This window comes from Glutamicibacter sp. St.4D3, assembly GCF_059728615.1.
Map to the genome: position 1 here is coordinate 2,766,669 of NZ_AP039380.1, position 23,255 is coordinate 2,789,923.

General features: G+C 65.6%; 21 protein-coding genes and 1 tRNA gene. 13 read left to right on the forward strand and 9 right to left on the reverse strand.

From position 1 onward, the window contains the following. Positions 1 to 202 precede the first annotated feature (202 nt). The 6 genes from AC6I21_RS12715 (at position 203) to nrdF (ending at position 6,582) form a co-directional block, all read left to right on the forward strand. Positions 203 to 1,564, forward strand: coding sequence for an MFS transporter (locus AC6I21_RS12715; RefSeq protein WP_497762532.1), 1,362 nt, complete (start codon positions 203 to 205; stop codon positions 1,562 to 1,564). Positions 1,565 to 1,897: 333 nt separating this feature from the next. Then, positions 1,898 to 3,196: an MFS transporter gene (locus AC6I21_RS12720; protein ID WP_138927297.1), complete on the forward strand. Its 1,299-nt coding sequence runs from the start codon at positions 1,898 to 1,900 to the stop codon at positions 3,194 to 3,196. A 76-nt stretch (positions 3,197 to 3,272) separates the two neighbouring features. Beyond that, the gene (locus tag AC6I21_RS12725) at positions 3,273 to 4,082 is read left to right on the forward strand and encodes an IclR family transcriptional regulator (protein ID WP_446754576.1); all 810 of its coding nucleotides are present in this window, start codon (positions 3,273 to 3,275) and stop codon (positions 4,080 to 4,082) included. A 28-nt stretch (positions 4,083 to 4,110) separates the two neighbouring features. Then, on the forward strand, positions 4,111 to 4,527 hold the full coding sequence (locus AC6I21_RS12730; protein ID WP_138927094.1) for a cupin domain-containing protein: 417 nt from the start codon (positions 4,111 to 4,113) through the stop codon (positions 4,525 to 4,527). A 463-nt stretch (positions 4,528 to 4,990) separates the two neighbouring features. Beyond that, positions 4,991 to 5,473, forward strand: coding sequence for a class Ib ribonucleoside-diphosphate reductase assembly flavoprotein NrdI (nrdI, locus tag AC6I21_RS12735; protein ID WP_346923019.1), 483 nt, complete (start codon positions 4,991 to 4,993; stop codon positions 5,471 to 5,473). A gap of 83 nt (positions 5,474 to 5,556) precedes the next feature. Continuing rightward, positions 5,557 to 6,582, forward strand: coding sequence for a class 1b ribonucleoside-diphosphate reductase subunit beta (gene nrdF / locus AC6I21_RS12740; protein WP_360026823.1), 1,026 nt, complete (start codon positions 5,557 to 5,559; stop codon positions 6,580 to 6,582). Between the two features lie 38 nt (positions 6,583 to 6,620). Here the strand turns inward: nrdF and AC6I21_RS12745 are convergent, their stop codons facing one another. From AC6I21_RS12745 to AC6I21_RS12755, 3 genes are all read right to left on the reverse strand, one after another. Continuing rightward, positions 6,621 to 8,054, reverse strand: a complete 1,434-nt coding sequence (locus tag AC6I21_RS12745) for an L-lactate permease (RefSeq protein WP_497762533.1) — start codon at positions 8,052 to 8,054, stop codon at positions 6,621 to 6,623. Between the two features lie 246 nt (positions 8,055 to 8,300). Beyond that, on the reverse strand, positions 8,301 to 9,353 hold the full coding sequence (locus tag AC6I21_RS12750) for an L-idonate 5-dehydrogenase (protein WP_497762534.1): 1,053 nt from the start codon (positions 9,351 to 9,353) through the stop codon (positions 8,301 to 8,303). Then, positions 9,343 to 10,113: an SDR family oxidoreductase gene (locus AC6I21_RS12755; RefSeq protein WP_497762535.1), complete on the reverse strand. Its 771-nt coding sequence runs from the start codon at positions 10,111 to 10,113 to the stop codon at positions 9,343 to 9,345. Before AC6I21_RS12755 ends, AC6I21_RS12750 begins: the two co-directional genes overlap by 11 nt. 341 nt (positions 10,114 to 10,454) lie before the next feature. Between AC6I21_RS12755 and AC6I21_RS12760 the strand changes: the two genes are divergently transcribed. The 3 genes from AC6I21_RS12760 to AC6I21_RS12770 all read left to right on the forward strand — a co-directional run bounded on the left by AC6I21_RS12760 (position 10,455) and on the right by AC6I21_RS12770 (position 13,042). Then, positions 10,455 to 11,330: an EamA family transporter gene (locus tag AC6I21_RS12760; protein WP_497762536.1), complete on the forward strand. Its 876-nt coding sequence runs from the start codon at positions 10,455 to 10,457 to the stop codon at positions 11,328 to 11,330. Positions 11,331 to 11,477: 147 nt separating this feature from the next. After that, positions 11,478 to 12,683: a S8 family serine peptidase gene (locus tag AC6I21_RS12765; protein ID WP_497762537.1), complete on the forward strand. Its 1,206-nt coding sequence runs from the start codon at positions 11,478 to 11,480 to the stop codon at positions 12,681 to 12,683. A gap of 95 nt (positions 12,684 to 12,778) precedes the next feature. Beyond that, positions 12,779 to 13,042, forward strand: coding sequence for a hypothetical protein (locus tag AC6I21_RS12770; RefSeq protein WP_138175995.1), 264 nt, complete (start codon positions 12,779 to 12,781; stop codon positions 13,040 to 13,042). A 44-nt stretch (positions 13,043 to 13,086) separates the two neighbouring features. Here AC6I21_RS12770 and AC6I21_RS12775 read toward each other — a convergent pair whose 3' ends face one another. Next, positions 13,087 to 14,034, reverse strand: a complete 948-nt coding sequence (locus tag AC6I21_RS12775) for a P1 family peptidase (RefSeq protein WP_497762538.1) — start codon at positions 14,032 to 14,034, stop codon at positions 13,087 to 13,089. 236 nt (positions 14,035 to 14,270) lie between these two features. Here AC6I21_RS12775 and AC6I21_RS12780 point away from each other — a divergent pair, with 236 nt between their 5' ends. Further along, positions 14,271 to 14,900: a TetR/AcrR family transcriptional regulator gene (locus AC6I21_RS12780; RefSeq protein WP_497762539.1), complete on the forward strand. Its 630-nt coding sequence runs from the start codon at positions 14,271 to 14,273 to the stop codon at positions 14,898 to 14,900. Between the two features lie 61 nt (positions 14,901 to 14,961). Then, the gene (locus AC6I21_RS12785; protein WP_497762540.1) at positions 14,962 to 16,059 is read left to right on the forward strand and encodes an alcohol dehydrogenase catalytic domain-containing protein; all 1,098 of its coding nucleotides are present in this window, start codon (positions 14,962 to 14,964) and stop codon (positions 16,057 to 16,059) included. Positions 16,060 to 16,202: 143 nt separating this feature from the next. Here AC6I21_RS12785 and AC6I21_RS12790 read toward each other — a convergent pair whose 3' ends face one another. The 4 genes from AC6I21_RS12790 to AC6I21_RS12805 form a co-directional block, all read right to left on the reverse strand. Next, complete coding sequence (locus AC6I21_RS12790; RefSeq protein ID WP_497762541.1) at positions 16,203 to 17,981, reverse strand: oleate hydratase; 1,779 nt, start codon at positions 17,979 to 17,981, stop codon at positions 16,203 to 16,205. A gap of 64 nt (positions 17,982 to 18,045) precedes the next feature. Continuing rightward, positions 18,046 to 18,900, reverse strand: a complete 855-nt coding sequence (locus AC6I21_RS12795; protein ID WP_497762542.1) for a 3-hydroxyacyl-CoA dehydrogenase — start codon at positions 18,898 to 18,900, stop codon at positions 18,046 to 18,048. A gap of 92 nt (positions 18,901 to 18,992) precedes the next feature. After that, positions 18,993 to 19,625 (reverse strand): TetR/AcrR family transcriptional regulator, encoded by a 633-nt coding sequence (locus AC6I21_RS12800; RefSeq protein WP_497762543.1) that lies wholly within the window; start codon positions 19,623 to 19,625, stop codon positions 18,993 to 18,995. 568 nt (positions 19,626 to 20,193) lie between these two features. After that, positions 20,194 to 20,269, reverse strand: a tRNA-Ala gene (locus AC6I21_RS12805). 185 nt (positions 20,270 to 20,454) lie between these two features. Here AC6I21_RS12805 and AC6I21_RS12810 point away from each other — a divergent pair. Beyond that, complete coding sequence (locus AC6I21_RS12810) at positions 20,455 to 20,886, forward strand: VOC family protein (protein ID WP_497762544.1); 432 nt, start codon at positions 20,455 to 20,457, stop codon at positions 20,884 to 20,886. A gap of 106 nt (positions 20,887 to 20,992) precedes the next feature. Here the strand turns inward: AC6I21_RS12810 and AC6I21_RS12815 are convergent, their stop codons facing one another. Beyond that, positions 20,993 to 22,231 carry an MFS transporter gene (locus AC6I21_RS12815; RefSeq protein WP_421014522.1) on the reverse strand — a complete coding sequence of 413 codons (1,239 nt, stop codon included), beginning with the start codon at positions 22,229 to 22,231 and terminating at the stop codon, positions 20,993 to 20,995. Between the two features lie 517 nt (positions 22,232 to 22,748). Here AC6I21_RS12815 and AC6I21_RS12820 point away from each other — a divergent pair. Then, positions 22,749 to 23,192 (forward strand): hypothetical protein, encoded by a 444-nt coding sequence (locus AC6I21_RS12820; RefSeq protein WP_054821076.1) that lies wholly within the window; start codon positions 22,749 to 22,751, stop codon positions 23,190 to 23,192. The last annotated feature ends 63 nt before the right edge of the window (positions 23,193 to 23,255 follow it).

Below are 23,255 nucleotides of genomic sequence, written 5' to 3' on the forward strand. Positions count from 1 at the left end.
GCTGCCCGTGCTTAACGCCAGTGTTTTTCCCAGCGCAACCAGCCGTCTCCCCGCCTCAGCGAAGCAGGAAAGCGGCCATTCAGAAATGTCATTGAAGTGCGCCCCGGAATCCGTTGACAGTGATGTGTACCACACCTACTATTAATGCAACCGTGTTGCGTTCACTGCAACTTTCACTCCAGTTCTCTTGGCGGTTTCCACAATGAATCATCAAAATTCGCAATCCAGCGTGCCCGGGGCGAAGGCCGACCTGGGCCCGACACTCAGCGGACAACAGCGCCCAGACCCCGGTGGCGTGGGCAGCGCCACCCGGCGCAAGGTCGTTGCCGCGAGCTTCATCGGCAACTTCGTCGAGTGGTTCGACTACGCGGCCTACGGCTACCTGGCGGTGGCCATCTCGGTGGTCTTCTTCCCCGAATCCGCACCGCAGACCGCGCTGCTGATGACCTTCGCCCTGTTCGCGATTTCCTTCCTGGTCCGTCCACTGGGTGGTTTCGTCTGGGGTCACATTGGCGACCGCATTGGCCGGCGCGAGGCGCTGAGCTGGTCAATCCTGCTGATGTCCGGGGCGACCTTCTGCATTGCCCTGCTGCCGGGCTACGCCAGCATCGGCATCGCGGCCCCGCTGATCCTGCTGCTCCTGCGCCTGGTGCAGGGCTTTTCCGCCTCGGGCGAGTATGCCGGTGCCTCGGCGTTCCTGGTCGAGTACGCCCCGGCGAACCGGCGCGGACTGTATGCCGCGGTGGTTCCGGCCAGCACCGCCACCGGCCTGCTGCTCGGCTCACTGTTGGCCGCCCTGCTGACCGGCCTGCTGGATGCAGAACAGATGCAGTCCTGGGGCTGGCGCATTCCCTTCGTGCTGGCGGCCCCGATGGGCCTGATCGGACGCTACATCCGTACGAAGCTGGAGGACTCGCCGGCCTTCAAGGAGCTGGCCCAGGAGGACGAGGTCATCAAGGCGCCGGTCAAGTCCCTGTTCCGCGACCACTGGCGCCGCCTGGTGCTGGCCGCCGGCGCGGTGCTTTTGAACGCGGTCGGCTTCTACGTCATCCTGTCCTACATGCCCACCTACCTGTCCCAGGAGCTGGGACTCGATGAGACGGCGTCCTACGTCGCCACCACGGTGGCGCTGGTGACCTACATCGGCTTCATCTTCATCACCGGGATGCTTTCGGACAAGTTTGGGCGCAAGCGGGTCCTGATGAGCGCCTCGATCCTCTTTGTCCTGTTCACGGTGCCGGCGTTCATGCTGCTGGACACCGGCAACTTCCTGCTGATCATCCTCGTGCAGATCCTGCTCGGCGCCATGCTCACCCTGAACGACGGCACCCTGCCCAGCTACCTGGCCGAAATGTTCCCCACCCGGGTGCGCTACTCCGGGTTCGCGGTTTCCTTCAACCTGTCCAACGCATTGTTCGGCGGCACCGCACCCTTTATGGCAACCCTGCTGATCGCCGCCTCCGGCAACCTGCTGGCCCCGGGCTGGTACCTGATGGCCGCAGCCGTGGTTTCCCTGATCGCCGTCGCCTGCTCCGCGGAGACCAGCCGCAAGCCACTGACCTAAGCACGCCCATTTCAATTCGCATCCGAACTGCGCACCGCCAGCCGGCGGTGCGCAGTTCGCCGTTTCAGCGGCCAAGAACGCCCGGCCGCATTCCCCCGGGAGCGGACCCGGGCGCGGCGCACTTCACGCTTTGCCGCGGTGTCCACCGAATGGAAAACCGCGGGAAACTTCTTGACTGTGAGGCACGGCACACATAGCGTTAAGCAACAGTGTTGCGACAGGCGCAACTGATAAACCTACCGATGGCGGTGGACAGTGACCCAGAACGACCAACTCAAAACACCAAACCCGACGGCCTCGGCCGTCCGCAACCCGACCTCCTCTTCAGCTTCCGTGGCCGATGCCGCGGGAAACGGAGCCATTGACGGGGCCACCCGGCGCAAAGTAGTCGCCGCAAGCTTCATCGGCAACTTCGTGGAGTGGTTCGACTACGCGGCCTACGGCTACCTGGCAGTGACCATCGCGGCGGTCTTCTTCCCCAGCGACGACAGGCAACTGGCCCTGCTGATGACCTTTGGTGTTTTCGCCATCTCCTTCCTGGTCCGTCCGCTGGGCGGATTCGTGTGGGGACACCTCGGCGACCGAATTGGTCGCAAGGAGGCACTGAGCTGGTCAATCCTGCTGATGTCCGGGGCCACCTTCTGCATCGCCCTGCTGCCGGGCTACGCCAGCATCGGCATCGGCGCCCCGCTCCTGCTGCTGGCCTTGCGCCTGGTCCAGGGGTTCTCCGCCTCCGGTGAGTATGCCGGCGCGGCGGCCTTCCTGGTCGAATACGCCCCGGCGAACCGGCGCGGACTGTACGCCGCGGTGGTTCCGGCCAGCACCGCCACGGGCCTGTTGCTCGGATCGCTGATGGCGGCCCTGCTCACTGGCCTGCTCCAGGCGGATCAGATGGAGTCCTGGGGCTGGCGGCTGCCCTTCCTCCTGGCCGCACCGATGGGCCTGATTGGACGCTACATCCGCACCAAGTTGGAGGACTCCCCTGCTTTCCGGGCAATGGCCGAGGAAGAAAACGACGCCCCGACCTCTCCGGTCAGCTCGCTGTTCCGCGAGCACTGGCGGCGCCTGCTGCTGGCCGCCGGTGCGGTGCTGCTGAACGCGGTCGGCTTCTACGTCATCCTCTCCTACATGCCCACCTACCTCTCCGAAGAGCTGCACCTGGACGCCACTCGTTCCTACCTGGCCACGACGGTGGCGCTGGTGACCTACATCGGCTTCATCTTCATCACCGGCATGCTTTCGGACAAATTCGGGCGCAAGCGGGTCCTGATGAGCGCCTCGGTGCTGTTCGTCCTGTTCACCGTGCCGGCGTTCATGCTGCTGGACACCGGCAACTTCCTGTTGATCATCCTGGTCCAGATCGCCCTGGGAGCCATGCTGACCCTGAATGACGGCACCCTGCCCAGCTACCTGGCCGAAATGTTCCCCACCCGCGTGCGCTACTCCGGTTTCGCGGTCTCCTTCAACCTGTCCAACGCATTGTTCGGCGGCACCGCACCGTTCATGGCGACCCTGCTGATCGCCGCCTCCGGCAACCTGCTGGCCCCGGGCTGGTACCTGATGGCCGCGGCCGTGGTTTCCCTGATCGCCGTCGCCTGCTCCGTGGAGACCAGCCGCAAGCCACTGACCTGAGGATCATCGCCGGGGAACCTGCCACTGCACCGCCTAGGATATTGAGTCAGGAACCCTCAGCTAGCCAGGAGAAGTGATGACCGCGGTAAACAAGGAGTCGCGCAGCAGCGCACGCACCCCGGGAAGCGATTCGCGAGGCGCCTCGGTGATCGTGAACGTGGTGGATGTGCTGCGCTGCTTTACCACCGAGCGGCCGGAGGTCGGGGTCACCGACATTGCCGCGGAGGTGGGACTGCACAAGTCCAGTGTCTCGCGGATCCTGGCCACCCTGGAGCAGGAACGAATCGTGGAACGCGACCAGGAAACCCGCAAGTTCCGCCTGGGGCTGGGCCTGATCGCCATCACCGGGCCGTTGCTGGCGAACCTGAACGTGCGGCGGGTGGCCTACCCGGTGCTCAACGAGCTGTGTGAGCGCAGCGGGGAAACCGCGGTGCTCAACATCTGGGACGGCGGCGAATCGGTGTCCGTGGAGCAGATCCCCTCCAAGCGCAACGTGAAGCACACTTCCGTGATGGGCAGCCGCTACGCCACCGGGCTCAGCGCCACCGTGCAGATGTTCCTGGCCCACGAAACCCGGGACCAGGCCCTGGAGCTGATCGACTCCGGAGCCATCAGCCTTCCCGCGCAAACCGACACCGGGGAATACCTCAAACGCCTGCAGTCGGCCCGCGAAGCGGGATTCGCCATCAACTACGGGGAAACCTCACAGGATGAGGTGGGTGTCGCGGCACCGGTTTTCGACCACCGCGGCCAACTGGTGGCATGTGTCATGATCGCCGCTCCCTACTATCGGGTGAGCACCGAGGTTCTGCAGGACCTGACACGCCAAACCATGCGGGCAGCAGCCGAAGTCAGCGTGCGTCTGGGACACCTGCCCGGAACCTGAGACGCACCGCCAACGATGTGGAGGAACCATGTTCGAAGCCCGGGGTGAGAACGAATTCGACTACCAGCTGCACGGCGGCAGCAGCATGCGCCTGCAGCACCATTTTGGCGGCAACACCGGCATGGCAGTGGCCATCCAGACCTGGATCATCCCGCCCGGCGGCCATGAGGGGTTCCACGCACACGACCAAGACCTGCCCCTGGAGGAGTTCTATCAGGTCATCGAGGGCAGCGCGAAAATGCGGGTGGGCGATCAGCTGCATCTGCTCAATCCCGGCGACAGCGTCCTGGCCCCCTCGGGGGTGCCGCACGACCTGAAGAACATCGGGCAGGGCGACCTGCGGGTGCTCGTGGTGTGGGGTCCACCGGCCAGCTTTGACCTTTCCTCCTTCGGCTCCCACCGGAAGGACGGCGCGCTGCGCAACCGGCCCCCGCGGGCGACGTAGGCCAAGCACCGCATTGCACGGGCCGCGCCCGCCCTACGCACCGCGGCAGGGCACCTTGGCCCAGTTTTCCAATGGTGCGCCCCGCTTCCCAGCCACCGCGCCATCGCAAGTGGGACGCCCCATCAGCCGGGCAGACCCCGCCGGCCTGGTCGTCCATCTCCGTCTTCGGGTCCTAGGCCCACGCCTGGGCTGCACCCCATGTCAGCCGCTTCCCCTTCCCGTGGGGCGCCGCGTTTATCCGCGTCTGGCTTTGCCCTTTCCGAAGGGCCCAAGACCACCGGCTCCTCCCGCCGTACTTTGCTGCCCTCCCCCTTCCACGCCCGGCCTTCGCGCATGAGTTTGATGGGTCAAACTTTTAAGTTGGCTTTATCAAAACTTTAAGTAAGAATGTTTGAGGTGCGTCGCGGTGAGATGCGCACCGCCCCGTCCTGGGTCCCGATGTTCTGCAACCACGGAGGTTTCAATGACGCTCAGAGCGACCCCCGACAGCCACGTTTCCCCGCCCGATCTGGCTCCGGAAGACTCCCCCAACCTCATCTACTTTTCCAGCGTCTCGGGGAACACGCGGCGTTTCGTCGAAAGACTGGGAATGCCGGCGGCCCGTATCCCCCTGCGGCCGCGGCTGGAGGGCATGTTGCACGTCAACCGGCCCTTCGTACTCATCGTGCCCACCTACGGGGGTGGCTCGCGGTCCCGGGCCCTGCCCCGACAGGTGGCCCAGTTCCTGAATGTCCCCCGCAACAGGTCACTGCTGCGCGGTGTCATCACCGCCGGCAACACGAACTTTGGCCAGGACTACTGCCTGGCGGGCACCGTCGTGGCCGAAAAGTGCGGCATTCCGGAGCTCTACCGCTTTGAGCTGCTGGGCACGCCCCACGATGTGGCGCGGGTCCGCGAGGGACTCACCCTGTTCTGGAGCACACAACCCACCGACCCCGAGGACTGAACCGCGGCGTCAGCAACGTTGTCGACCACGGACCGGAACCCATCACGCCGGTCCACCGCCCCACCGAGAAAGGCCAACCACCCATGCAAGAACGACTGCTCGAACCGGAGCTGAGCACCGTATCGGTCACCCCGCCGGAATACCGCAGGAATCCTGCGGCCCGGCTCCGGCCTATCAACTGGAACCGCGTGCAGGACGAGAAGGACCTGGAGGTCTGGCTGCGGTTGACCGCCAACTTCTGGCTGCCGGAAAAGGTGCCGTTGTCCAACGACCTGCCGGCCTGGAAATCCCTCAGCGAGCTGCAGCGCACCCAGACCATGCGGGTGTTCACCGGTTTGACGATGCTCGACACCCTGCAGGCCACCGTCGGGGAGATCTGCCAGATTCAGGACGGGCGCACCGAACACGAGCAGGCGGTGTACACGAACATTGCGTTCATGCAGTCGGTGCATGCCCGCTCCTACTCCAGCGTCTTCTCCACGCTCTCGGACACCCCGCGAATCGATGCGGCCTACCGGTGGGCGGTGGACAACGACCTGCTGCAGCAGCGCTGCAAGTCCGTGATGGCGCACTATTACGGGCAGGACGCGCTCAAGCGCAAGGTGGCCTCCACGCTGCTTTCCTCGCTGCTGCTCTACGCCGGGTTCTACCTGCCGCTGCACTACTCCGTGCATGCCACGCTGACCAACACCGCGGACATGATCCGCCTGATCCTGCGGGACAAGGCGATCCACGGCTACTATTCCGGGTACAAGTACCAGCGCAGCCTCGCCGAGCAGGACGCGGGGCGCCAACGCGAGATGCACCAGTTCACGCAACAGCTGCTTCAGGACCTCTACGAGCTGGAGCTGCGCTATTCCGCCCAGCTCTACGAGCCGCTGGGGCTCATGGATGACGTGGCGGTCTTCGTGCGCTACAACGCCAACAAGGCGATGATGAACCTGGGGTACCCGGCACCGTTCAGCGCCGCGGAAACCGCGGTGAACCCCACCATCCTGGCGGCGCTGTCACCGGGATCGGAGGAGAACCATGACTTCTTCTCCGGTTCGGGCTCCTCCTACGTCATTGGACGCGCCGAGGACACCCACGACGCCGATTGGGAATTCTAGCGGCTAGGGCCGCCTGGCATGCCCGGCGGCCCTAGCCGCTATCCTCCGACGCCGGGGGCCAGGGTGGCCACCCACGGCAGGAGCGCGGCCAGCACCACAACCAGCAGCCCCACCGCGCCCAGAAGCTGGCGCTGCCCGGAGGCGGGCAGCGTCTGCCCGGGCGGATAGGTGACCGATACGGCGAAGGCCACCCGCGGCGGGGAGGCGATGATCGCCACCGAGCCGGCCACGTTTTGCCCGGCCAGCAGAATCAGCGGGCTGCTGCCCAGCTGGTTCGCCGCGGTGACCGTGGCGGTGGAAAACATGGCCGCCGCCCCGGTGTTGGAGCCGGTCAAATAGCCGCCCAGCGCGCCGATCAGCGGCACCAGCAGGGTGAAGCCACCGCCCAGGGACGCGGCGGTGCTGGCCAGCTGTTCGGCCATGCCGTTGGCGGACATCAGCGATCCGAGCAGCATGTACAGCAAGGTCACCAGGGCGACGCTCTGCCAGCGCCCCCAGATGACCGGCCACACCTCGTGCAGCATCCTGCGCGGCCAGCGCAGCAGCAGCACGGTGATCAGGACCGTGAGGTTCAGCCAGAGCGCCGGGTTGGTCGCGATCTTCCCGCTCCCACCGGCCAGGGCCACCGCCAGGTTTGAGAACACCAGCCCGCCCACCAGGATGGCGTAGGGCAGCAGCGCCCGGCCCAGCCGCCAGATCGAGGGCAGCGGCCCACCACGGCGCAGCCGCCACAGCGTCACCGCGATGACCCAGCCGCTGGCCAGCACCCCGGCCAGCGGTGGGCCAAAGAAGTAGTTCGCCGCGATCAGCACCAGCCATTCACCCAGCAGCAGCAACACGACGAAGCCCGCCTGCCCCCAGCCGATGCGGCGCTGGTTGAGCCCGATGATCAGGGCCGCGTTGATGACCAGCACCGGCAGGCTGAGCACCGCGCTCCACACGCCCAGGCCGGTGAAGTCAACCTGACCCAGTTCGGCGGCCACCAGGGTACCGGGCCCCAGCGATCCCCAGGGCACCAACACCAATCCCAGCATTCCGGTAACCACCGCGCGCGCCGGGCTCAGCCCGAAGCCGACCAGCAGCGGGGCGGTGATCACCACGCCCAACCCAAAGCCGGTCACCGATTCCATGAAGGGGGTGACCCCCAGGGCGATGAGCAGCAGGGTGGTCAGCCGATCCCCGGAGGTTTCGGTGGCCCGCAGCCATCGGGAAATTACCGCCTGTCCGCCGCTGCGGGCGGAAACCTCGGTCAGTCCCACCCCACCGAGCAGAATGAAGATCACCGTCAGGGTGGTTGGCCCCATGGCCGTGCCGACCTCGGCCGCGGCCGGGGAGGAGAGCGGAAAGGCAAGCCAGGTGCCGATGACGGCGGTGGCCAGGGCCGCCAGCGCAGCGCGGGTCGGCGAGACGCGCAGCACCAGCAGGGCAATGACCAGCACGATCGGGGCCAACGCCACCGTGAAGTTCAGCAACGGCCCACCCCCGGGCGCCGTTCCGGTTGCCCGGCCACCGGCCGGACGCGCGTTCCACCCCCGTGAGCTTGGCGGGCGGGTCTGGCTCGGGCGGGGGACGGTGTGGGCATGGGCTCAAGCTATCATCCGCGGCAAGCCAGGCGTGCGCAGGCTGAGGGTCGGCCGTGCACGCGTGGCATTGGGGGCTGGACGCGTGCACGGCCGGGATGGTCAGGCGCTGAATCACTCGGATCCGGCGCGGGCCGCTTAGGCCTCGAAACGCAGCAGCACCTTGCCCGATGCGGCTGAGTTGCGCGCAGTCTCGAACGCCTGCAGCGCATCGGCCAGCGGGTATTCGTGGGTGACGGCGGCGTCGATGTTCAGCGAGCCGTCGGCCAGGGCGGTGAGCACCTGGTCGATCTCGTCGTTGAAGCGGAAGGAGCCGACCAGCTCCAGCTCACGGGTGATCGCCAGTGAGATCAGGGCAGGCTGTTCCCCGGAGGGCAGCAGCCCCACCATGACGACCCGCCCGCCGCGCACCGCACCGCGCACGGCCGAGGCCAGCCCGCGGTGGTTGCCGGTGGCCTCGATGACCACGTCCGCGTGGATCTGGGCGATCTCTTCGGCCTGATCGGCGCGCAGCGTGCGGTGCGCGCCCAGTTCGGTGGCGATCTGCAGCGGCTTGTCGTGCATGTCCACCGCAATGATCTCCCGGGCCCCGGCCCGCTTGAGCACCGCGACGCTCAGCGCACCGATGGGTCCGGCGCCGATGACCAGCACTCGGCGGCCGGCCACCTCACCGGCCCGGGATACCGCATGCCAGGCCACGGCGGCCGGTTCGGCCAGCGCGGCGGCGCGCAGCGTCAACCCCTCGGGCAGGGCCCGCAGCATCCGGGCCGGGAGGTTCACCCGGATGGCGAAGGCGCCCTCGGTGTGCGGGAAGCGTGCCGCCGAGCCCAGGTAGGTGCAGCCCGGGGACAGGTTGGGTCGGTGGCTCGGGTACGGTTCGCCGGTCTCGCCCGGGGTGGCCGGGTGCACGGCGACGCGCGTTCCGGCGGTCGGGCCGCTGCCGTCGGCGGCGGCTTCCAGCACGGTGCCCACGATCTCGTGCCCGAGCACCATCGGGGCTTTCAGGATCGATTCGCCGGCAGCCCCGTGCTGCCAGTAGTGCAGGTCGGATCCGCAGATCCCGCCGTAGGCGATGGCCACGCGGGCCTCGTCGGGCCGGGGAGCCGGCAGCTGGATCTCGGCGACGCGCAGGTCCCCGGCCGCATGGGCGATGACCGCGGTGGTTTGCGTGGCAGTGGGGTTAGACGACAACGCTCATGCCTCCGTCGATGAAGATGGTCTGCCCGTTGACGTAGTTGGAGCCGTCGGAGGCCAGCCAGATGGCCGGTCCGGCCAGATCCGCGACGGTGCCCCAGCGGTTGGCCGGGGTGCGGCCCAGGATCCAGGAGTTGAACTGCTCGTCGTCGACGAGGTTTTGGGTCATTTCGGTGTGGATGTAGCCCGGGGCGATGCCGTTGACCTGGATTCCGTGGCCGGCCCATTCGGCGGTCATCGCGCGGGTGAGGTTGCGCAGCCCGCCCTTGGCGGCGGTGTAGGCGGAGATGGTGGGCCGGGCCAGGTCGGTCTGCACCGAGCAGATGTTGATGATCTTGCCCGCACCGCGCTTCACCATGCCGCGCGCGGCCTCCCTGCCAACCAGGAACGCGCTGGTCAGGTTCGTGTCAATGACCCGTTGCCAATCCTCGGCCGCCAGTTCCAGCAGCGGGACCCGGTGCTGGATGCCGGCGTTGTTGACCAGGATGCGCAGCGGGCCGATCTCGGTTTCGATGCGGGTGATGGCTTCGGCCACCGCGGTGGCGTCGGTGACGTCGAAGCAGGTGTGGTGAATGCGTGCGGCGCCGAAGCGGTCGGTGAACTGCGCGACGGTCTGCGCCAGCCGCTGGGGGTCGCGTCCGTGCAGGATCACCGTTGCACCGGCCTCGGCGAGCGCCGCGGCCAGTTCGCGGCCGATGCCGCGGGAGGAGCCGGTCACCAGTGCCAGGCGTCCGGTGAGGTCAAAGAGCTGGCTCATGCGGATTCCTTCTCTGTGCCTGCCGCAGCAGGCGTGGGGGTTGTTGCTCACGACGCCGACAACCACGGGAACCCCGGTCGACCTCGACGTCGCACTCAGTGACGGCCGGCCCCGGTGGCTGCCGGAGGGCGCGTCCGCTCTCAGTTATAGCAGATATATAGGATCAACTAGAACAATAAGTACGATTTATTGGCTCTCGTGTGGTGGCGCAGGGGGCGGTGCCCATGGGCACGGACATGAAGTTGTGCTCCCGCAACCGCTGGGCAATGCTGGGGAATTGAGGTTCGCGCCCGCCGCCGGAGCGCGGCCGGCCACCGGCTCACCACACCCAGGGAGGTTCTGTGCGTTCTGGCTCGGGCACAACGGGCCGCGGCGTGTTCGCCTCGGTGGGAGCCTCCCTGCTCTTTGGCGTCATCTTCCTGGTTTCGGGCAGGGTGCAGGCCTCGGCCGAATATGTCTTTGCCTGGCGGGTGCTGGCGATCCTGGGCTGCTATCTTCCGGCTTTGCTGCTGTCCTCGGGTCGGCGCGCCCTGGGGGAATACTTCGCGCTGCTCACCGCCCGCCGCGCCCACCTGTGGCTGCTGCTGCCGCTGAGCCTGATGGTGGGCGTGCAGCTGTGGCTGTTCGTCTGGGCCCCGGCCCACGGCAAGGCGCTGGACGCCTCGCTGGGTTTCCTGCTGCTGCCCATCACCCTGGTGCTCGGCGGGCGCTTGGTGTTCAAGTCCCCGGTGTCCGTGGTGCAGTGGCTCAGCGTCGCGGTGGCCGCGCTGGCGCTGGCGCTGAAGATCGCGGTGGCTCCGACGTTCTCCTGGGTGACCTGGTTCATCGCCCTGGTCTATCCGGTGTACTTCATGCTGCGGCACCACACCGGGCTGGATCACCGGGCCGGTTTTGCGGTGGAGGCCGCGGTGCTGACCCCGCCGGCCCTGGTGCTGCTGGCCGTCCTGCCCGGTCCGTCGCATCAGCCCGGACAGCAGGCGGGCGTCGCGGTGATCGCCGTATGCGGGGCGGTGGCGATGGTGGCCTACCTGGCGGCGTCCCGGCTGCTGCCGCTGCCGCTGTTTGGCCTGCTCTCCTACCTGGAGCCGCTGATCCTGGTGGCCGTCGCGCTGCTGTTGGGCGAGCGGTTGGCGCCCACGGATCTGGCCGTCTACGGCCTGCTGGCCCTGGCGCTGCTGATCCTGGGCTTTGAGGCGCTGCATGCCCTGCGGCGCTAGGCCATCGGAGGCACCAGCTGCCGGGGGCGCGCAGACCTACCCAGCGGCGGGCGGGACGAGTAGAGTGCTGGGTACTCGCCTGAGTAGGCCGATACCCGTGGCTGCCAGGGGTTCATCCCGGCGGCGCGCCGTGAAAAGGAGCTGGTCATGTTCGATCCCGATGAGCCGCTGTCCGTGAGCGTCACCTCCGAGGCGATCCCCGGACGCTACGTCGTCATCTTCGACGGCGCCGAGCCGGTGGGCACCCCGATGACCAGCCTGGGGGCGCTGCAGGAGCAGGTGCCCGAGGTGCTTTCCGACGAGGGCTACTCGCTCAAGCACTACTTTCCCCGGCTGGGCATGGCCGTGGTGGACAGCGAGTCCGGGCAGGTCGAACAGCTGCGCGAACGCTGCGCCTCCCGGCGCCTGCCGATGAAGGTGGTGCCCGAACGGATCTACCGCATCCAGGTCAACACCGGGGACGTGGCCGCAGCCGAGCGGCCGGCATACGTGGACACCGACGAGCTGACCTGGGGACTGCAGGCGGTGAAGGCCGTGGAATCGGGGTACACCGGGGCCGGGGTGAAGGTGGCCGTGCTGGACACCGGGTTCGACGAGAACCACCCGGACTTCGCCGGCCGGCAGGTCACCACCAAGTCCTTCGTGGAGGGTGAGGACGCCCTAGACGGGCACGGTCACGGCACCCACTGCGTCGGCACCGCCTGCGGCCCGCGCGGCGTGCCCGGCCAGCGCGGCTACGGGGTGGCTTCCGGGGCGAGCATCTTCGCCGGCAAGGTGCTGGGCAACGCGGGTTCGGGCACCGACGCCCAGATCCTGGGCGGGATCGACTGGGCATTGGAGAACGAGTGCCAGGTGATCTCCATGTCGCTGGGCGCGGACGTGCGGGAGGTGCACCCGCCCTATGTGGCCGCCGGACGCCGGGCCCTGGAGCTGGGGTCGCTGATCGTGGCCGCGGCCGGCAACAACGCCCGCCGCCCCCAGGGGAACTACGGGTTCGTCGGCGCCCCGGCGAACAGCCCGTTCGTCATGGCGGTGGCGGCCCTGGACGAGGGGCTGAAGGTGGCCGACTTCTCCGCCCGCACGCTGCCCGGCCGCGGCGGGCAAGTGGACATCTCCGGACCCGGGGTGCGCATCTACTCCTCGTGGCCCGGCGAGCAACGCTACAACACCATCAGCGGCACCTCGATGGCCACCCCGCACGTTGCCGGGGTCGCAGCCCTGCTGTGCGAGGCCACCGGCTTCCGGGCCCGGGAACTGTGGGCGGAGCTGGTGCAGGAAGGCGAACGCCTGGAGCAGTTCTCCGTGGACGTGGGGGCCGGGATGACCCAGGCCCCGCCCCCGGCCCAGGCCTAGGAGCCAAGGCACATCCAGACGCCGCACCGCCAGGGGCATCGGAGCCGCGGTGCCGGCCCGAACAACCCGGTGCGGTCAACACGAAGTAGGGTGCGATGGACGAAAAGAAGCAGGAATCCCAGGTGACCGAGACGGTGATTGTCACGATCCGCTCCGAGGACCTGGCCCAGATTGATGACGTCGCCGAGAAGCTGCGCGCCGCGGGGCTGATGGTGGACAACGTGCTCAAGACCCTGGGCCAGGTCACCGGCACCACCACGGCGGAGCACGTTGACGCGCTGCGCCAGGTGGAGAAGGTGGAGTCGGTCAGCCCGCAGCGCACCATGCGGATCGCTCCCCCGGACTCGGACGTGCAGTAACCCCGGGACCGGTGTCCCGCCTGCCGAAGCCGCGGTGGGCGGGTTTAGCCGCGCGAGCGGATCGCGTCGGCGACGGCGGCGTTCGCCAGCATCCGCACGGTGTCCACTGGGGCGGACACCTGCCCGGTGGCCACGGCGATCAGGGCATCTCCGTCCATCCGGGTGTGCGGCGGGAAGACCGCCCGCGCCAACCCGTCGTGCCCGCCCTCGGCCACCACCTTGCAGCCGACCTTGTCCAGTTGCGCGTTGGTGATGACCACCCCGATGGTCGTGTGGGTGCGCGGCAGCGGTCCGGAGGCCAGGGCGGCGAAGGCTTCGGCCGCGGCGAAGGAGGGCGGGTCGGACTCCTGCCGGATGTCGCCGAAGGCATTGACGGCGCAGATCGCCGCGACTCGCAGCTGCCCCAGCCGGTGTTCGGCAAAGCCCAGGCCGGCGCGGTGTGCCTGCCCTGGACCGCGCCATTGACTCGAGCGCGCCCCGGTACCCGCCCCAACCGGTCCCACCTCAAATTCGGCGGCAGCGCTGCTGGCCGCCCGGTAGCCGGCCTGGGCGTCCGGGCGGATGCTGCTCTCACCCAGCGCGAGGTCAAAGAGCCCCAGGGCCGGAACGATCGGCACACTGCCGGCCGGGGTGGGCACCCCGCGCCCCTGCTCCTCCATCCAGCGCATCACCCCGTCGGCGGCTGCCAGGCCGAACGCCGAACCGCCGGTGAGCAGCACTCCATCCACGCGGGCCACGGTCTTTTGCGGGTGCAGCACATCTAGTTCCCGCGTGGCCGGGGCACCACCGCGCACCTCATAAGAGCCCACGCTGCCCTCGGGCAGCTCGATGAGCGTGCATCCTGTCATCGCCCGGGCATCGCTCCAGTGCCCTACCCTGACGCCCTGAATGCTGATCCTTGCCCGGTTCGCCGCCGCAGTGGGCCCACCAGGGCCCGGTGCTTCCTCGCGCTGCATTCCAGCCTCCTCATTCCACCGTGCACTCCTGTCCATGCTTCTGCATCACCGGCCCGCTGTCTAGGGGGTTCAGAGGGCCGGGAACACCTCTCCAGGCGTTGATCTGGACGGCAGAGCACGGCTTTCGCTGGCGGCGCAACCCGGTTCATGCACACGGAAACTTACAGGTCAAACGGGGGGTTGTCAGTCTACCAACAACGTGCTTCACCAATTTAGGTGACGCGTCAAGAAAGTTTATAGACACCTGTCTAAAAAGTGCTTACACTGATGGCATGACCCCCAACGAGCAGCTCCCCCAGAGCCCCGCAGGCCGCGCGCCGGATCCACGCAAGGAACGAACCCGCACGGCCATTGTGACCGGGTTGAGCACCCTGTTGCGCCAGGGGCACTCGGAGTCGACGGTTCGTGATGTGGTGACTGAAGCCGGCGTCAGCCGGGCCGCGTTCTACACCCACTTCAGCGGAGTCGATGAGGTGGCGCTGGTCGTGCTGCGCGAGATTTTTGACGAGCTGCGCGAGATCCACCTTTCTGAGCGCCGCGAATTGGGACAGCGCACTGCCGCCTCGGTCCGCGCTGGGCAGGAACGACTGGCCGACGCGTTCTGGCAGCAGCGCGATCTGCTGCGTCCGCTGTTGGAGGGCAGCCACTCGGCAACGGCGTACGTGGCCATCGTGCGCGCCTTCGCCAAGACGATCGAATCGATCATGTGCACCGAACTGCCCCGGATTCCCGCGGGCATTGATGCCCGCCTGGCCTCAATAGCGGTCGCCAACACGCTCGTGGGACTGCTCGCCGCGTGGGTCACCGGCCACATTGACGTCGACCGGAAGACCATCGTCGACCACCTGGTGGCGATGCTTCCGGCCTGGATGTCGGAACCAGACTTGCCCACCGCGCACTAGCGGCGGGCCGGAACGACGTGCGTCTTCCTGCGCACGCCAAGATGCAACGAAAGGTAAGACCATGAAGGCTTCGGTTACCACCGGTGTCGGCAAAGGCTTCAAGACCACACAGGTGCAGCTCTCGGACCCGATCGGCCGCGAAGTGCTTGTCACCGTGAAGGCATCGGGGCTGTGCGCCTCCGACCTGCACCTGGAGCAGGGCGCGGCCACCACCCTGGGGTTCCCGGCGGTGCTGGGACATGAGATCTCTGGTGTCGTGGAGGCCGTCGGTCCCGAGGTGACGACCATGAACGTTGGCGACCACGTGGTCGCCAGCCTGATTCAGTTCTGCGGGGCGTGTGTTGACTGCCTGTCCGGACGGACCTACGCCTGCTCCAACCCGGGTGCGACCCTGCGCAAGGCCGATGAGCCTTCCCGCATCACCCTGGAAGACGGCACCGATGTCACCCAGGCCCTGGGTCTGGGCGGGTTTGCCGAAAAGGCCCTGGTGCACGAGAACCAGCTGGCCGTGGTGAACAAGGAGATCCCCTTCCCACAGGCGGCGGTGCTGGGCTGCGGCGTCTCCACCGGAGCCGGCGCGGCCATCAACTCGGCGCAGGTGCGCGTCGGGGACTCGGTGGCGGTCATCGGCACCGGCGGCGTCGGACTCAACGCGATCTCCGGGGCCCTGCTGGCCGGGGCGACCACGATCATCGCCATCGACATCAGCGATGACAAGCTGGCCGTGGCCAAGAAGTTCGGTGCCACCCACCTGATCAACTCCACCCAGGTTGACCCGGTCGAGGAAGTCAGGCGGATCACCAACGGTGGGGTGGACCACGTCTTCGAGATCATCGGGCTGCCGGCCACCCAGAAGCAGGCGGTCGCCATGCGCGGGATGCTCGGCACCGCCTACCTGATCGGCATCGCCCGCCCGGGAACCGAAGTGGAGATGCCCGCCGATGCCGGCGCCCTGTTCAGCCAGGGCGGGGTGCGGATGGTGAAGATGGGTTCAACGAACCTCAAGCGCGACATCCCGATGTACGCGGACATGTACGTCCAGGGGCGGCTGAACCTCGATGACCTGATCTCCCAGGAGATCTCCATCGACCAGATCGAGGAAGGCTACGAGGCACTGAAGCGCGGCGAAGTCATCCGCTCGATCATCACCTCGTTCTGATCCGCTGGGCATGCTTCGGGGCGGCCCACCAAGGTGGCGCCGCCGCGAAGCCGGCAAGCCGCGGTCAGCAACGCTTCTCCGCGGCTTTAAGCCCAGCTGCCCGCGCGGTGCACCAAGCACAGCGCGGGCAGCGGCGAACGGGCTTACTCGCTGAGCAACTTGTACTCGCTGAGCAGCTCCCCGATTTCCGTGTCGTCCAGCCGCTTCATCAGCAGCCTGCGGAACAGCGCCCCACCGGGAACGTTCAGCTCCTCGCCGTCACGCAGCTTGCTGGTGGCCGACAGCAACTTGCGCACGTCGTAGGTGGAGTTGTAAACCTCGGGCACGGCCCGCTCGACATCCAGCAGCGTGTAGACCGACTCCATGGCGGTACGCACCGAGTATTCGGTGGTGAAGATGGTATCGCGTTCCCCGGATTCGGCGAACTGGCCGATGAAGGCGAAGTTCACCGAGCCCTGGGGGACGACGTCGGGCCGATCTCCGGCCTGACGCGGCATGAAGAACGACGTCACGTACGGCATCATCACCGGCACGGTTTTTGCCCCGGTGGCCGCCAGCTCCTTGATCTCATTCTGCGGCACCCCCAAGTGGTAGAGCCACTCCTGGGCGATTTCCTCGCCCGTGGACTCCTGGATCGTCTTGCCGGTGAAATCCCCGGGTTTGTCGGAGTACAGCGCGTAGACCCACACCACGATCTCGTTGGGCTTCTGCGACTTGAAGTGCGGCTGGCGGTTGACCGTCCAGGAGGTCAACCAGCTGGAGTCCTTGGCGGTGACGATGCCGCCGGTCACGACCTTGCCGCTGAAGGGGTCTCGTTTGGTGACCTTCTCGATGTATTTCGGGATGCGCTCATCCAAGGTGGTGACGGTCGCCGACTCCCACTTGGTTTCCTCGATGTGGTTGCCGAAGACCTCAGGGCGCCCGAAGGATGGATCCTTTGCGGCAATGCGCCGCCACAGGTCCCAGGCCGGAGCCGGTCCCTTGTCCACCTGGGCCGGGGTGTGCTGATCGCCCTCGAAGGAGTTCTCGGTCAGCGAGCCGATCGTCATGAACAGCAGGTCGTTCTCACCCAGGCCCACTCCCCCAGGCGTGCCTTCGCATCCCGACTTCCAGTGGATGCGGGTGGCCTGCTTGCGTCCGGTGTTCGGGTCAACGTCGAAGTCCACGTCAGTGACCTCGGTGGAGTAGCGGAAGACCACTCCCCGCTCCTGCAGCCAGGTGACCAGTGGCATGACCAGTGATTCATACTGGTTGTACTTGGTAAATTTCAGTGCCGAGAAGTCCGGCAGCCCGCCAATGTGGTGGATGAAGCGATGCAGGTAGAGCTTCATCTCCAGCGCCGAATGCCATTCCTCAAAGGCGAACATGGTGCGCCAGTAGAGCCAGAAGTTGCTCTTGAAGAATTCTTGGGAGAAGACCTCGTTGATGCGCTTGTTCTCCATGTCCTCCCGGGTGGCGAGGAAGACCTTGATCAGTTCCTTCTGCGCCTTCTCGGACATGGCGAACTTGTTGTCGGTGTGCGCGTCCTGGCCCCGGTTAATGGTGGCACGCTGCAGCGAGTAGTTTGGGTCGTCCTTGTTCAGCCAGTAGAACTCATCAAGCACGCTGGCGTTCTCGATCTCCAGCGACGGGATCGAACGGAATAGATCCCACAGGGTTTCGAAGTGGTCCTCCATTTCGCGTCCGCCGCGGATGACGAACCCCTTCTCCGGTTCCTTGATTCCATCCAGGGCGCCGCCGGGCAGATCGAGCTCCTCCAGGATGGTGATGTTTTCCCCGGGCATCTGCCCGTCGCGAACCAGGAAGGCCGCGCCGGCCAGGGAGGCCAGGCCCGCCCCGACGAACCATGCCGTCTTGTCCTCCACGCCTTCGGGCTTGCGGGGCCGGGCGAAAGCGTAGTAGTTGCCACTGTTGTATTCCATTGCTCTGCCTTTCGTGTTGAGCGTTGTGTGTGGCGTGACGTGTTGGGTGCGCGCCCTGGTGTTGCTAGTAGGTGTAGAACCCGGAGCCGCTGGCGATGCCGAGCTTGCCCTGGTCGATGTAGTTTTCCTTCAGCCAGGCCGCCAGCTTCTGGTCCTTCTCATCGCCGTGGGCGAGGATGTTGTACGGGGTGGTCAGCCCAATGACGTCGTAGATCTGGAACGGCCCCATGGGGGCGCCGGTGGCGGTCCGCCAGACCTTGTCCACGTCCTGCGGTTCGGCGTAGCCGCCGGCGGCCAGCTCCGCCGCGGCGTTGAGGAACGGAACCAGCAGTGAGTTCAGCACGTAGCCGGACTTCTCCTTGTACACCGGGATGGGCACCATCCCGATTTCGCTGGCAAACTGCACGATCTGTTCGAACACTGCCGGATCGGTGTCCGCAGTGCCCATGACCTCGGCGGTATTGAACTGCCAGATCTTGTTCGCGAAGTGCAGTGCCAGGAACTTCTCGGGTCGCCCGGTAAAGTCCTTCATCGCGCTTGGCAGCAGGGTGGAGGAGTTGGTGGCAAAGATCGCGCTTTCCGGCGCCACCGCTGCGAGCTTCTCATAGGTCTGCTGCTTGATGGCCAGGGCCTCGGGCACCGCTTCGATCACCAGGTCGGCATCGCGCACCGCGTCGGCTAGATCCGAGGAGTAGCTCAAGCGGGTCAGCGCCTGATCGGCCTTCCCCTCGTTGGCTCCTGCCACGGCCTCGGCCTTGTAGGTTTCCACAAGCTTGGCGAAACGTTCCTTCGCACCGATCAGCGCCGCATCGGAGATGTCGTACGCAGTGACTTCGAAGCCGCTGTAGGCGCTCTGGAATGCGATCTGCGATCCCAGAACTCCCGTGCCGAGCACGGTCACCTTGTTGATGTTGCTCATAGCCTTACTCCTTTTCTTGATGACCGGTTGCCTTGTCTGCGGAACCGGCAAGTTTGTCGTGGTTCTGTCACCCGGAGGTACGGGCACCGGGATTACGTTCCAGGTGACAGGGTGGCCAGAACCCCGGCCACGATCTGGGACACCTGGTCGTTGAGGTCGGCAAAAACGTCGGCTCCGCCATGTGCACCGGTCGTTGACCGGGCGATGGTCAGGTGCATGGCCGCGAAGATCGCGGCGCTGGCGACACGGATTGCCTGCGGGTCTTTGACCAATCCGCGATCATCCGCTGCTGCCTGAATAACCGCGGCGATTGATTTCTCGATGCGGGACACCAGGGCCAGGCCTTCGGAGCGATAACGCTCTGCCGCGACCCCAAAGAGCAGCTCGCGCTGGTAGACGGCGCTGTTTTCGGCTTGCTGGCGGGCACGGGCCAACGCTGGCTCCAGCAGCGACATGATGGCTTCGACGGGCCGATCTGACTGCTGAGCATGAGCTTCACCGGCTTCCAGGGCGGCACGAAATTCCTCGTTGTACACCATTAGCAGCAGCTCACTTTTGGAGGCTGCGTACCGGAACAGGGTGCCATCGGCGACGTCGGCACGTTTGGAGATTTCCTGAGTGGTCACGGCCCCGTAGCCGCGCTCGGCGAAAAGTTCCGAAGCGGCGCGGAAGATCCGCTCTTGTTTTTCTCGTGCATTGCGGTCCCGCCGCGACAACTGCGCCATGCCCTCACGATCCTTAACCAAATAATGAGTTAACTCATTTATGAGTGTACTCCGCTTTAGGATCGAGTCAAGCAGTAAACGGCTGCCCTTAACTACTGCGGATTCATGGGAGCGCACCCGCGAGCCGGACGCGATCCGCTCAACGTTCTGGAGATGCAGGGCGCAACGAAAATAAACGACGCCATACCCTGCTCAGCCTGCGGGCCTCGGCGCACGTCTCCGGGCTGACACTCACTGTATTCGCCATAGCCCCAACCTGGGCAAGCTGTCTCGAGGAAGACTCATTCATGGGCCGCCCTGCATGCACGGAAAAACGACCATGGTGGCATTCGGCATCGTGTTGGCGGCAGCATCTGCGGCCGTACTGTTCCAGGCTCCATGCGTCTGCCAGCACATAATCTCCCGACAGGCATTTCGTAGCGGCAAACGCTAACGGCAGCACGCTATCGGCTACCGCGCTGAAACCGGGTAAGCCTTTTCCGCCGGACCACCGAACGCCAGTCCGACGGAAAAGATCAGGCAAATAAAAAAGTCCCGAGGCATTTTGCGATGCCTCGGGACTTTTTACTGGTGGAGGTAAGGGGATTCGAACCCCTGACCTTCTGCATGCCATGCAGACGCGCTACCAACTGCGCCATACCCCCAGATGAAGGTGTGGTTGCCGGGGAATTTCTTCCCTTCGAACCGAGATAAAACTCTACCCGAAGCTCCGCCCAGAACGCCAATCGAGCTCACGAGACGCTGCTCACACTGCACCCTTCCGCGTTCCACCCCAAGCTGGAAGAATGAGCGCGGGACAGTTCGCTCCCATGAGACGAGAGGGAAACCAATGACCGTTGCAATGACTCCCTACCTGCGCTACGGCGGAGTCGCCCGTGAGGCGATGGAACTCTACCATTCGGTGTTTGGGGGTGAACTGAGTTTCATGACCTTCGCCGAAGGTGCCGGGGAATCCAACCCACAGGTAGCGGATCAGATCATGCACTCCTCGCTCTATGTGGATCGCGGGCTGCATCTGATGGCCTCGGACACTCACCCAGACATGAACGTCGGTCCCAATGGAACAATCGCCATCAGCGGCAGCGGTGAGGATGGGCCATCCGAGATCGATACGCTCAAGGAATGGTGGTCCAAGCTCAGCAAGGACTCACATATCGACATCCCGCTGGAGCAGGCACCCTGGGGTGACTACTTTGGCCAGCTGACCGACCGCTACGGGGTCACCTGGATGTTCAATATTGGAGCGGACGCCAGCCAGTAGGCTTGCACTGAATCAAGGAAGGGTGGTTCTTCGGCCTTAACCGGAGAACCACCCTTCCTCATCTACGGGACCGTGGGCGTCGCGCCGCCTCCATACCCGTCAGGATTTACCGAGCGGAGGATTCCGTCTCAGCCAGTGCTTCCCGGCCGATTTTCAGCCCGAGCTTGCGCGAGCGATATTCGGTGATCACGGCCAGGACCAACCCAAGGGCCGCCAAAATGGCGCCGACAAATGCCGGGGCTCGGTAGCCGAAGCCAGCGCTGATCACCGCTGCGCCCAACGCCGCGCCCATCGCGTTGGCAACGTTCAGTGCCGAGTGGTTCAGGGATGCGGCGAGCGACTGGGCATGGGGCGCCGAATCCATGAGCAGCGTCTGCAGGCTCGGGATCAGCAGCGATCCGGTGGCGCCCATGATGAAGACCATGATGAAGGCGGGGATCAGCCAACTGGTGACCAGCCCGAAGATGATCATGACCACCACCATGATCACCGAGGTCAGCTTGATGGCACCGAATACGGACCAATCCGCGAGCCGGCCGCCGATCAGGGAGCCGACCACCATGCCCACCCCGTAGAGCGCCAGCGCGATCGGAACCAGGCCGATGTCCATACCGGTCACGTCGGTCAGCGTGGGGCTGATGTAGGAATAGACGGCGAAGAACCCTCCGAAGCCAACCACGCCGGTGGCCATGGCAAGCCACACCTGCAGGCTCTTAAGCGCCGAGAGTTCCCGGCGGATACTTGCTCCGGCCTCGGCCTTGCGCCATGGGACGAAAATGCTGAGCATCAGCAGCGTCAGCAGTCCAACGATTGCCACAACGAGGAACATGGAACGCCAGCCGGCCTCCTGACCCAACTTGGTCACCAGCGGCACCCCGGCGACGTTGGCGACCGAGAGGCCCAGCATGACCCAGGCGATGGCCCGGCCGCGCATCGAAGCGGGCACCAGGGAACCGGCCAACACGCCAGCCAGGCCGAAGTAGGCGCCGTGCGGCAACCCGGAGAGGAAGCGGGTGAACAGCATCGTTCCATAGTCGGGTGCCAGGGCCGAGGAAAAGTTGGCCAGCGTGAAGAAGATCATCAGGTACTGCACCGCGCGCTTGCGGGGGATCTTCGCCGCGAGCGCCGTAAGTATGGGCGCTCCCACAACGACGCCGATGGCGTAGGCGCTAATCATCAGCCCCATCTGGGCGTTGTTCACGCCCAGATCCGCTCCGCCTTCCTGAAGTAGACCCATGATGGCGAATTCGGTGACTCCGATGCCAAAGCCACCCATAGACAGCGCCAGCACCGCGAACAGCAGCGCCCGCCCCTCCAGGATCTGGCTGGGCTGTGGATGTTTCATCAATCCCTCTTTTTCTTTGTGCCGCGTTGATTAACGGTACGGCTTCGTTGGCGCCCGGGTTCGATCGTAGTGGATAGCGCTGTCCGCACCGAACCTGCAAGTCACTCCGGAGAACTAAAGGCGCCGCACTCAGCTTGTTCCCAGCTTCGAGCGTGGAAGCATCGGTCGCCTTCCCGGACATATCGCCTCCCACTCAAGAGGAGTAACAACACCAGTTCCTAATATTGGACGTTTGTCAGAAGGGACTTGGAGGATTAATTCACAAGCCCATCCGACCGCTTCGCCAAAGGCCGGCGCCGTATGGAGGAACCTTTTTGCCACAGTAAAAAGTGGCCCCGGTCACCGCCTCTAGTTTGGGATTGACTTCACAGCTAGGGTCAGGGCTACGCCCTTGGTCGTCGCTACTTCCTACCTTTGGCTGATCCGCAAGCCGGGGTTGGAGTCGGGGCAGCGCCGAGACTCGCGGGGCTTTCCGGGTGGTTCCACCCGGAACACTTTCAATTGAAGGAGGTAGAAAATGACGAACCGCATGGTGCGTTCACGGACTGCCGAACTCGTTGCCGAGGTCTTAGGCTCACGGTACGGCAGAAAGCATTTGGAATCTCATGGCTGGGTGCCTGGCACCCCGATCATTATGACCCGAAGCGACGAACCGCTGGAAGATGTAATGGCGCTCGTGTCGCTACATGAAACCCCGGTTTACGTCGCGATGCTGGAGCAGGAGCCGGAACGGCTATGCCTGCTGCGCGTCACCTTGGGCACCTCTGCGCTTGAAGTCGTGAACGTTTGGGGCAAGGACGAAACCATCGGCTGCCTCTATGAAAAGGTCGTCCCGAAACTGTGGGAGACATTCCGGGTCCGGTTCTGGCGCTACAGCGCCGTGGCCCTGCGTGTGCCCGAGCTGCTGACTACCCAGATCCCCACCTACTGGCGTGCGCCCTCACCATTGGCAATCGCCTAGACAAAGACTCAACCCCCCCTTCCCATATCAATCCATTTCTTTACCGCTCTGTGGGGTACCGTG

What these genes read in the sequence shown, in the direction of transcription:
- AC6I21_RS12715 (WP_497762532.1), top strand. Translation starts at nt 203, where the DNA reads ATGAATCATCAAAATTCGCAATCCAGCGTGCCCGGGGCGAAGGCCGAC.
- AC6I21_RS12725 (WP_446754576.1), top strand. Translation starts at nt 3,273, where the DNA reads ATGACCGCGGTAAACAAGGAGTCGCGCAGCAGCGCACGCACCCCGGGA.
- AC6I21_RS12730 (WP_138927094.1), top strand. Translation starts at nt 4,111, where the DNA reads ATGTTCGAAGCCCGGGGTGAGAACGAATTCGACTACCAGCTGCACGGC.
- nrdI (WP_346923019.1), top strand. Translation starts at nt 4,991, where the DNA reads ATGACGCTCAGAGCGACCCCCGACAGCCACGTTTCCCCGCCCGATCTG.
- nrdF (WP_360026823.1), top strand. Translation starts at nt 5,557, where the DNA reads ATGCAAGAACGACTGCTCGAACCGGAGCTGAGCACCGTATCGGTCACC.
- AC6I21_RS12755 (WP_497762535.1), bottom strand. Translation starts at nt 10,113, where the DNA reads ATGAGCCAGCTCTTTGACCTCACCGGACGCCTGGCACTGGTGACCGGC.
- AC6I21_RS12765 (WP_497762537.1), top strand. Translation starts at nt 11,478, where the DNA reads ATGTTCGATCCCGATGAGCCGCTGTCCGTGAGCGTCACCTCCGAGGCG.
- AC6I21_RS12770 (WP_138175995.1), top strand. Translation starts at nt 12,779, where the DNA reads ATGGACGAAAAGAAGCAGGAATCCCAGGTGACCGAGACGGTGATTGTC.
- AC6I21_RS12775 (WP_497762538.1), bottom strand. Translation starts at nt 14,034, where the DNA reads ATGGACAGGAGTGCACGGTGGAATGAGGAGGCTGGAATGCAGCGCGAG.
- AC6I21_RS12780 (WP_497762539.1), top strand. Translation starts at nt 14,271, where the DNA reads ATGACCCCCAACGAGCAGCTCCCCCAGAGCCCCGCAGGCCGCGCGCCG.
- AC6I21_RS12785 (WP_497762540.1), top strand. Translation starts at nt 14,962, where the DNA reads ATGAAGGCTTCGGTTACCACCGGTGTCGGCAAAGGCTTCAAGACCACA.
- AC6I21_RS12790 (WP_497762541.1), bottom strand. Translation starts at nt 17,981, where the DNA reads ATGGAATACAACAGTGGCAACTACTACGCTTTCGCCCGGCCCCGCAAG.
- AC6I21_RS12795 (WP_497762542.1), bottom strand. Translation starts at nt 18,900, where the DNA reads ATGAGCAACATCAACAAGGTGACCGTGCTCGGCACGGGAGTTCTGGGA.
- AC6I21_RS12800 (WP_497762543.1), bottom strand. Translation starts at nt 19,625, where the DNA reads ATGGCGCAGTTGTCGCGGCGGGACCGCAATGCACGAGAAAAACAAGAG.
- AC6I21_RS12810 (WP_497762544.1), top strand. Translation starts at nt 20,455, where the DNA reads ATGACCGTTGCAATGACTCCCTACCTGCGCTACGGCGGAGTCGCCCGT.
- AC6I21_RS12815 (WP_421014522.1), bottom strand. Translation starts at nt 22,231, where the DNA reads ATGAAACATCCACAGCCCAGCCAGATCCTGGAGGGGCGGGCGCTGCTG.
- AC6I21_RS12820 (WP_054821076.1), top strand. Translation starts at nt 22,749, where the DNA reads ATGACGAACCGCATGGTGCGTTCACGGACTGCCGAACTCGTTGCCGAG.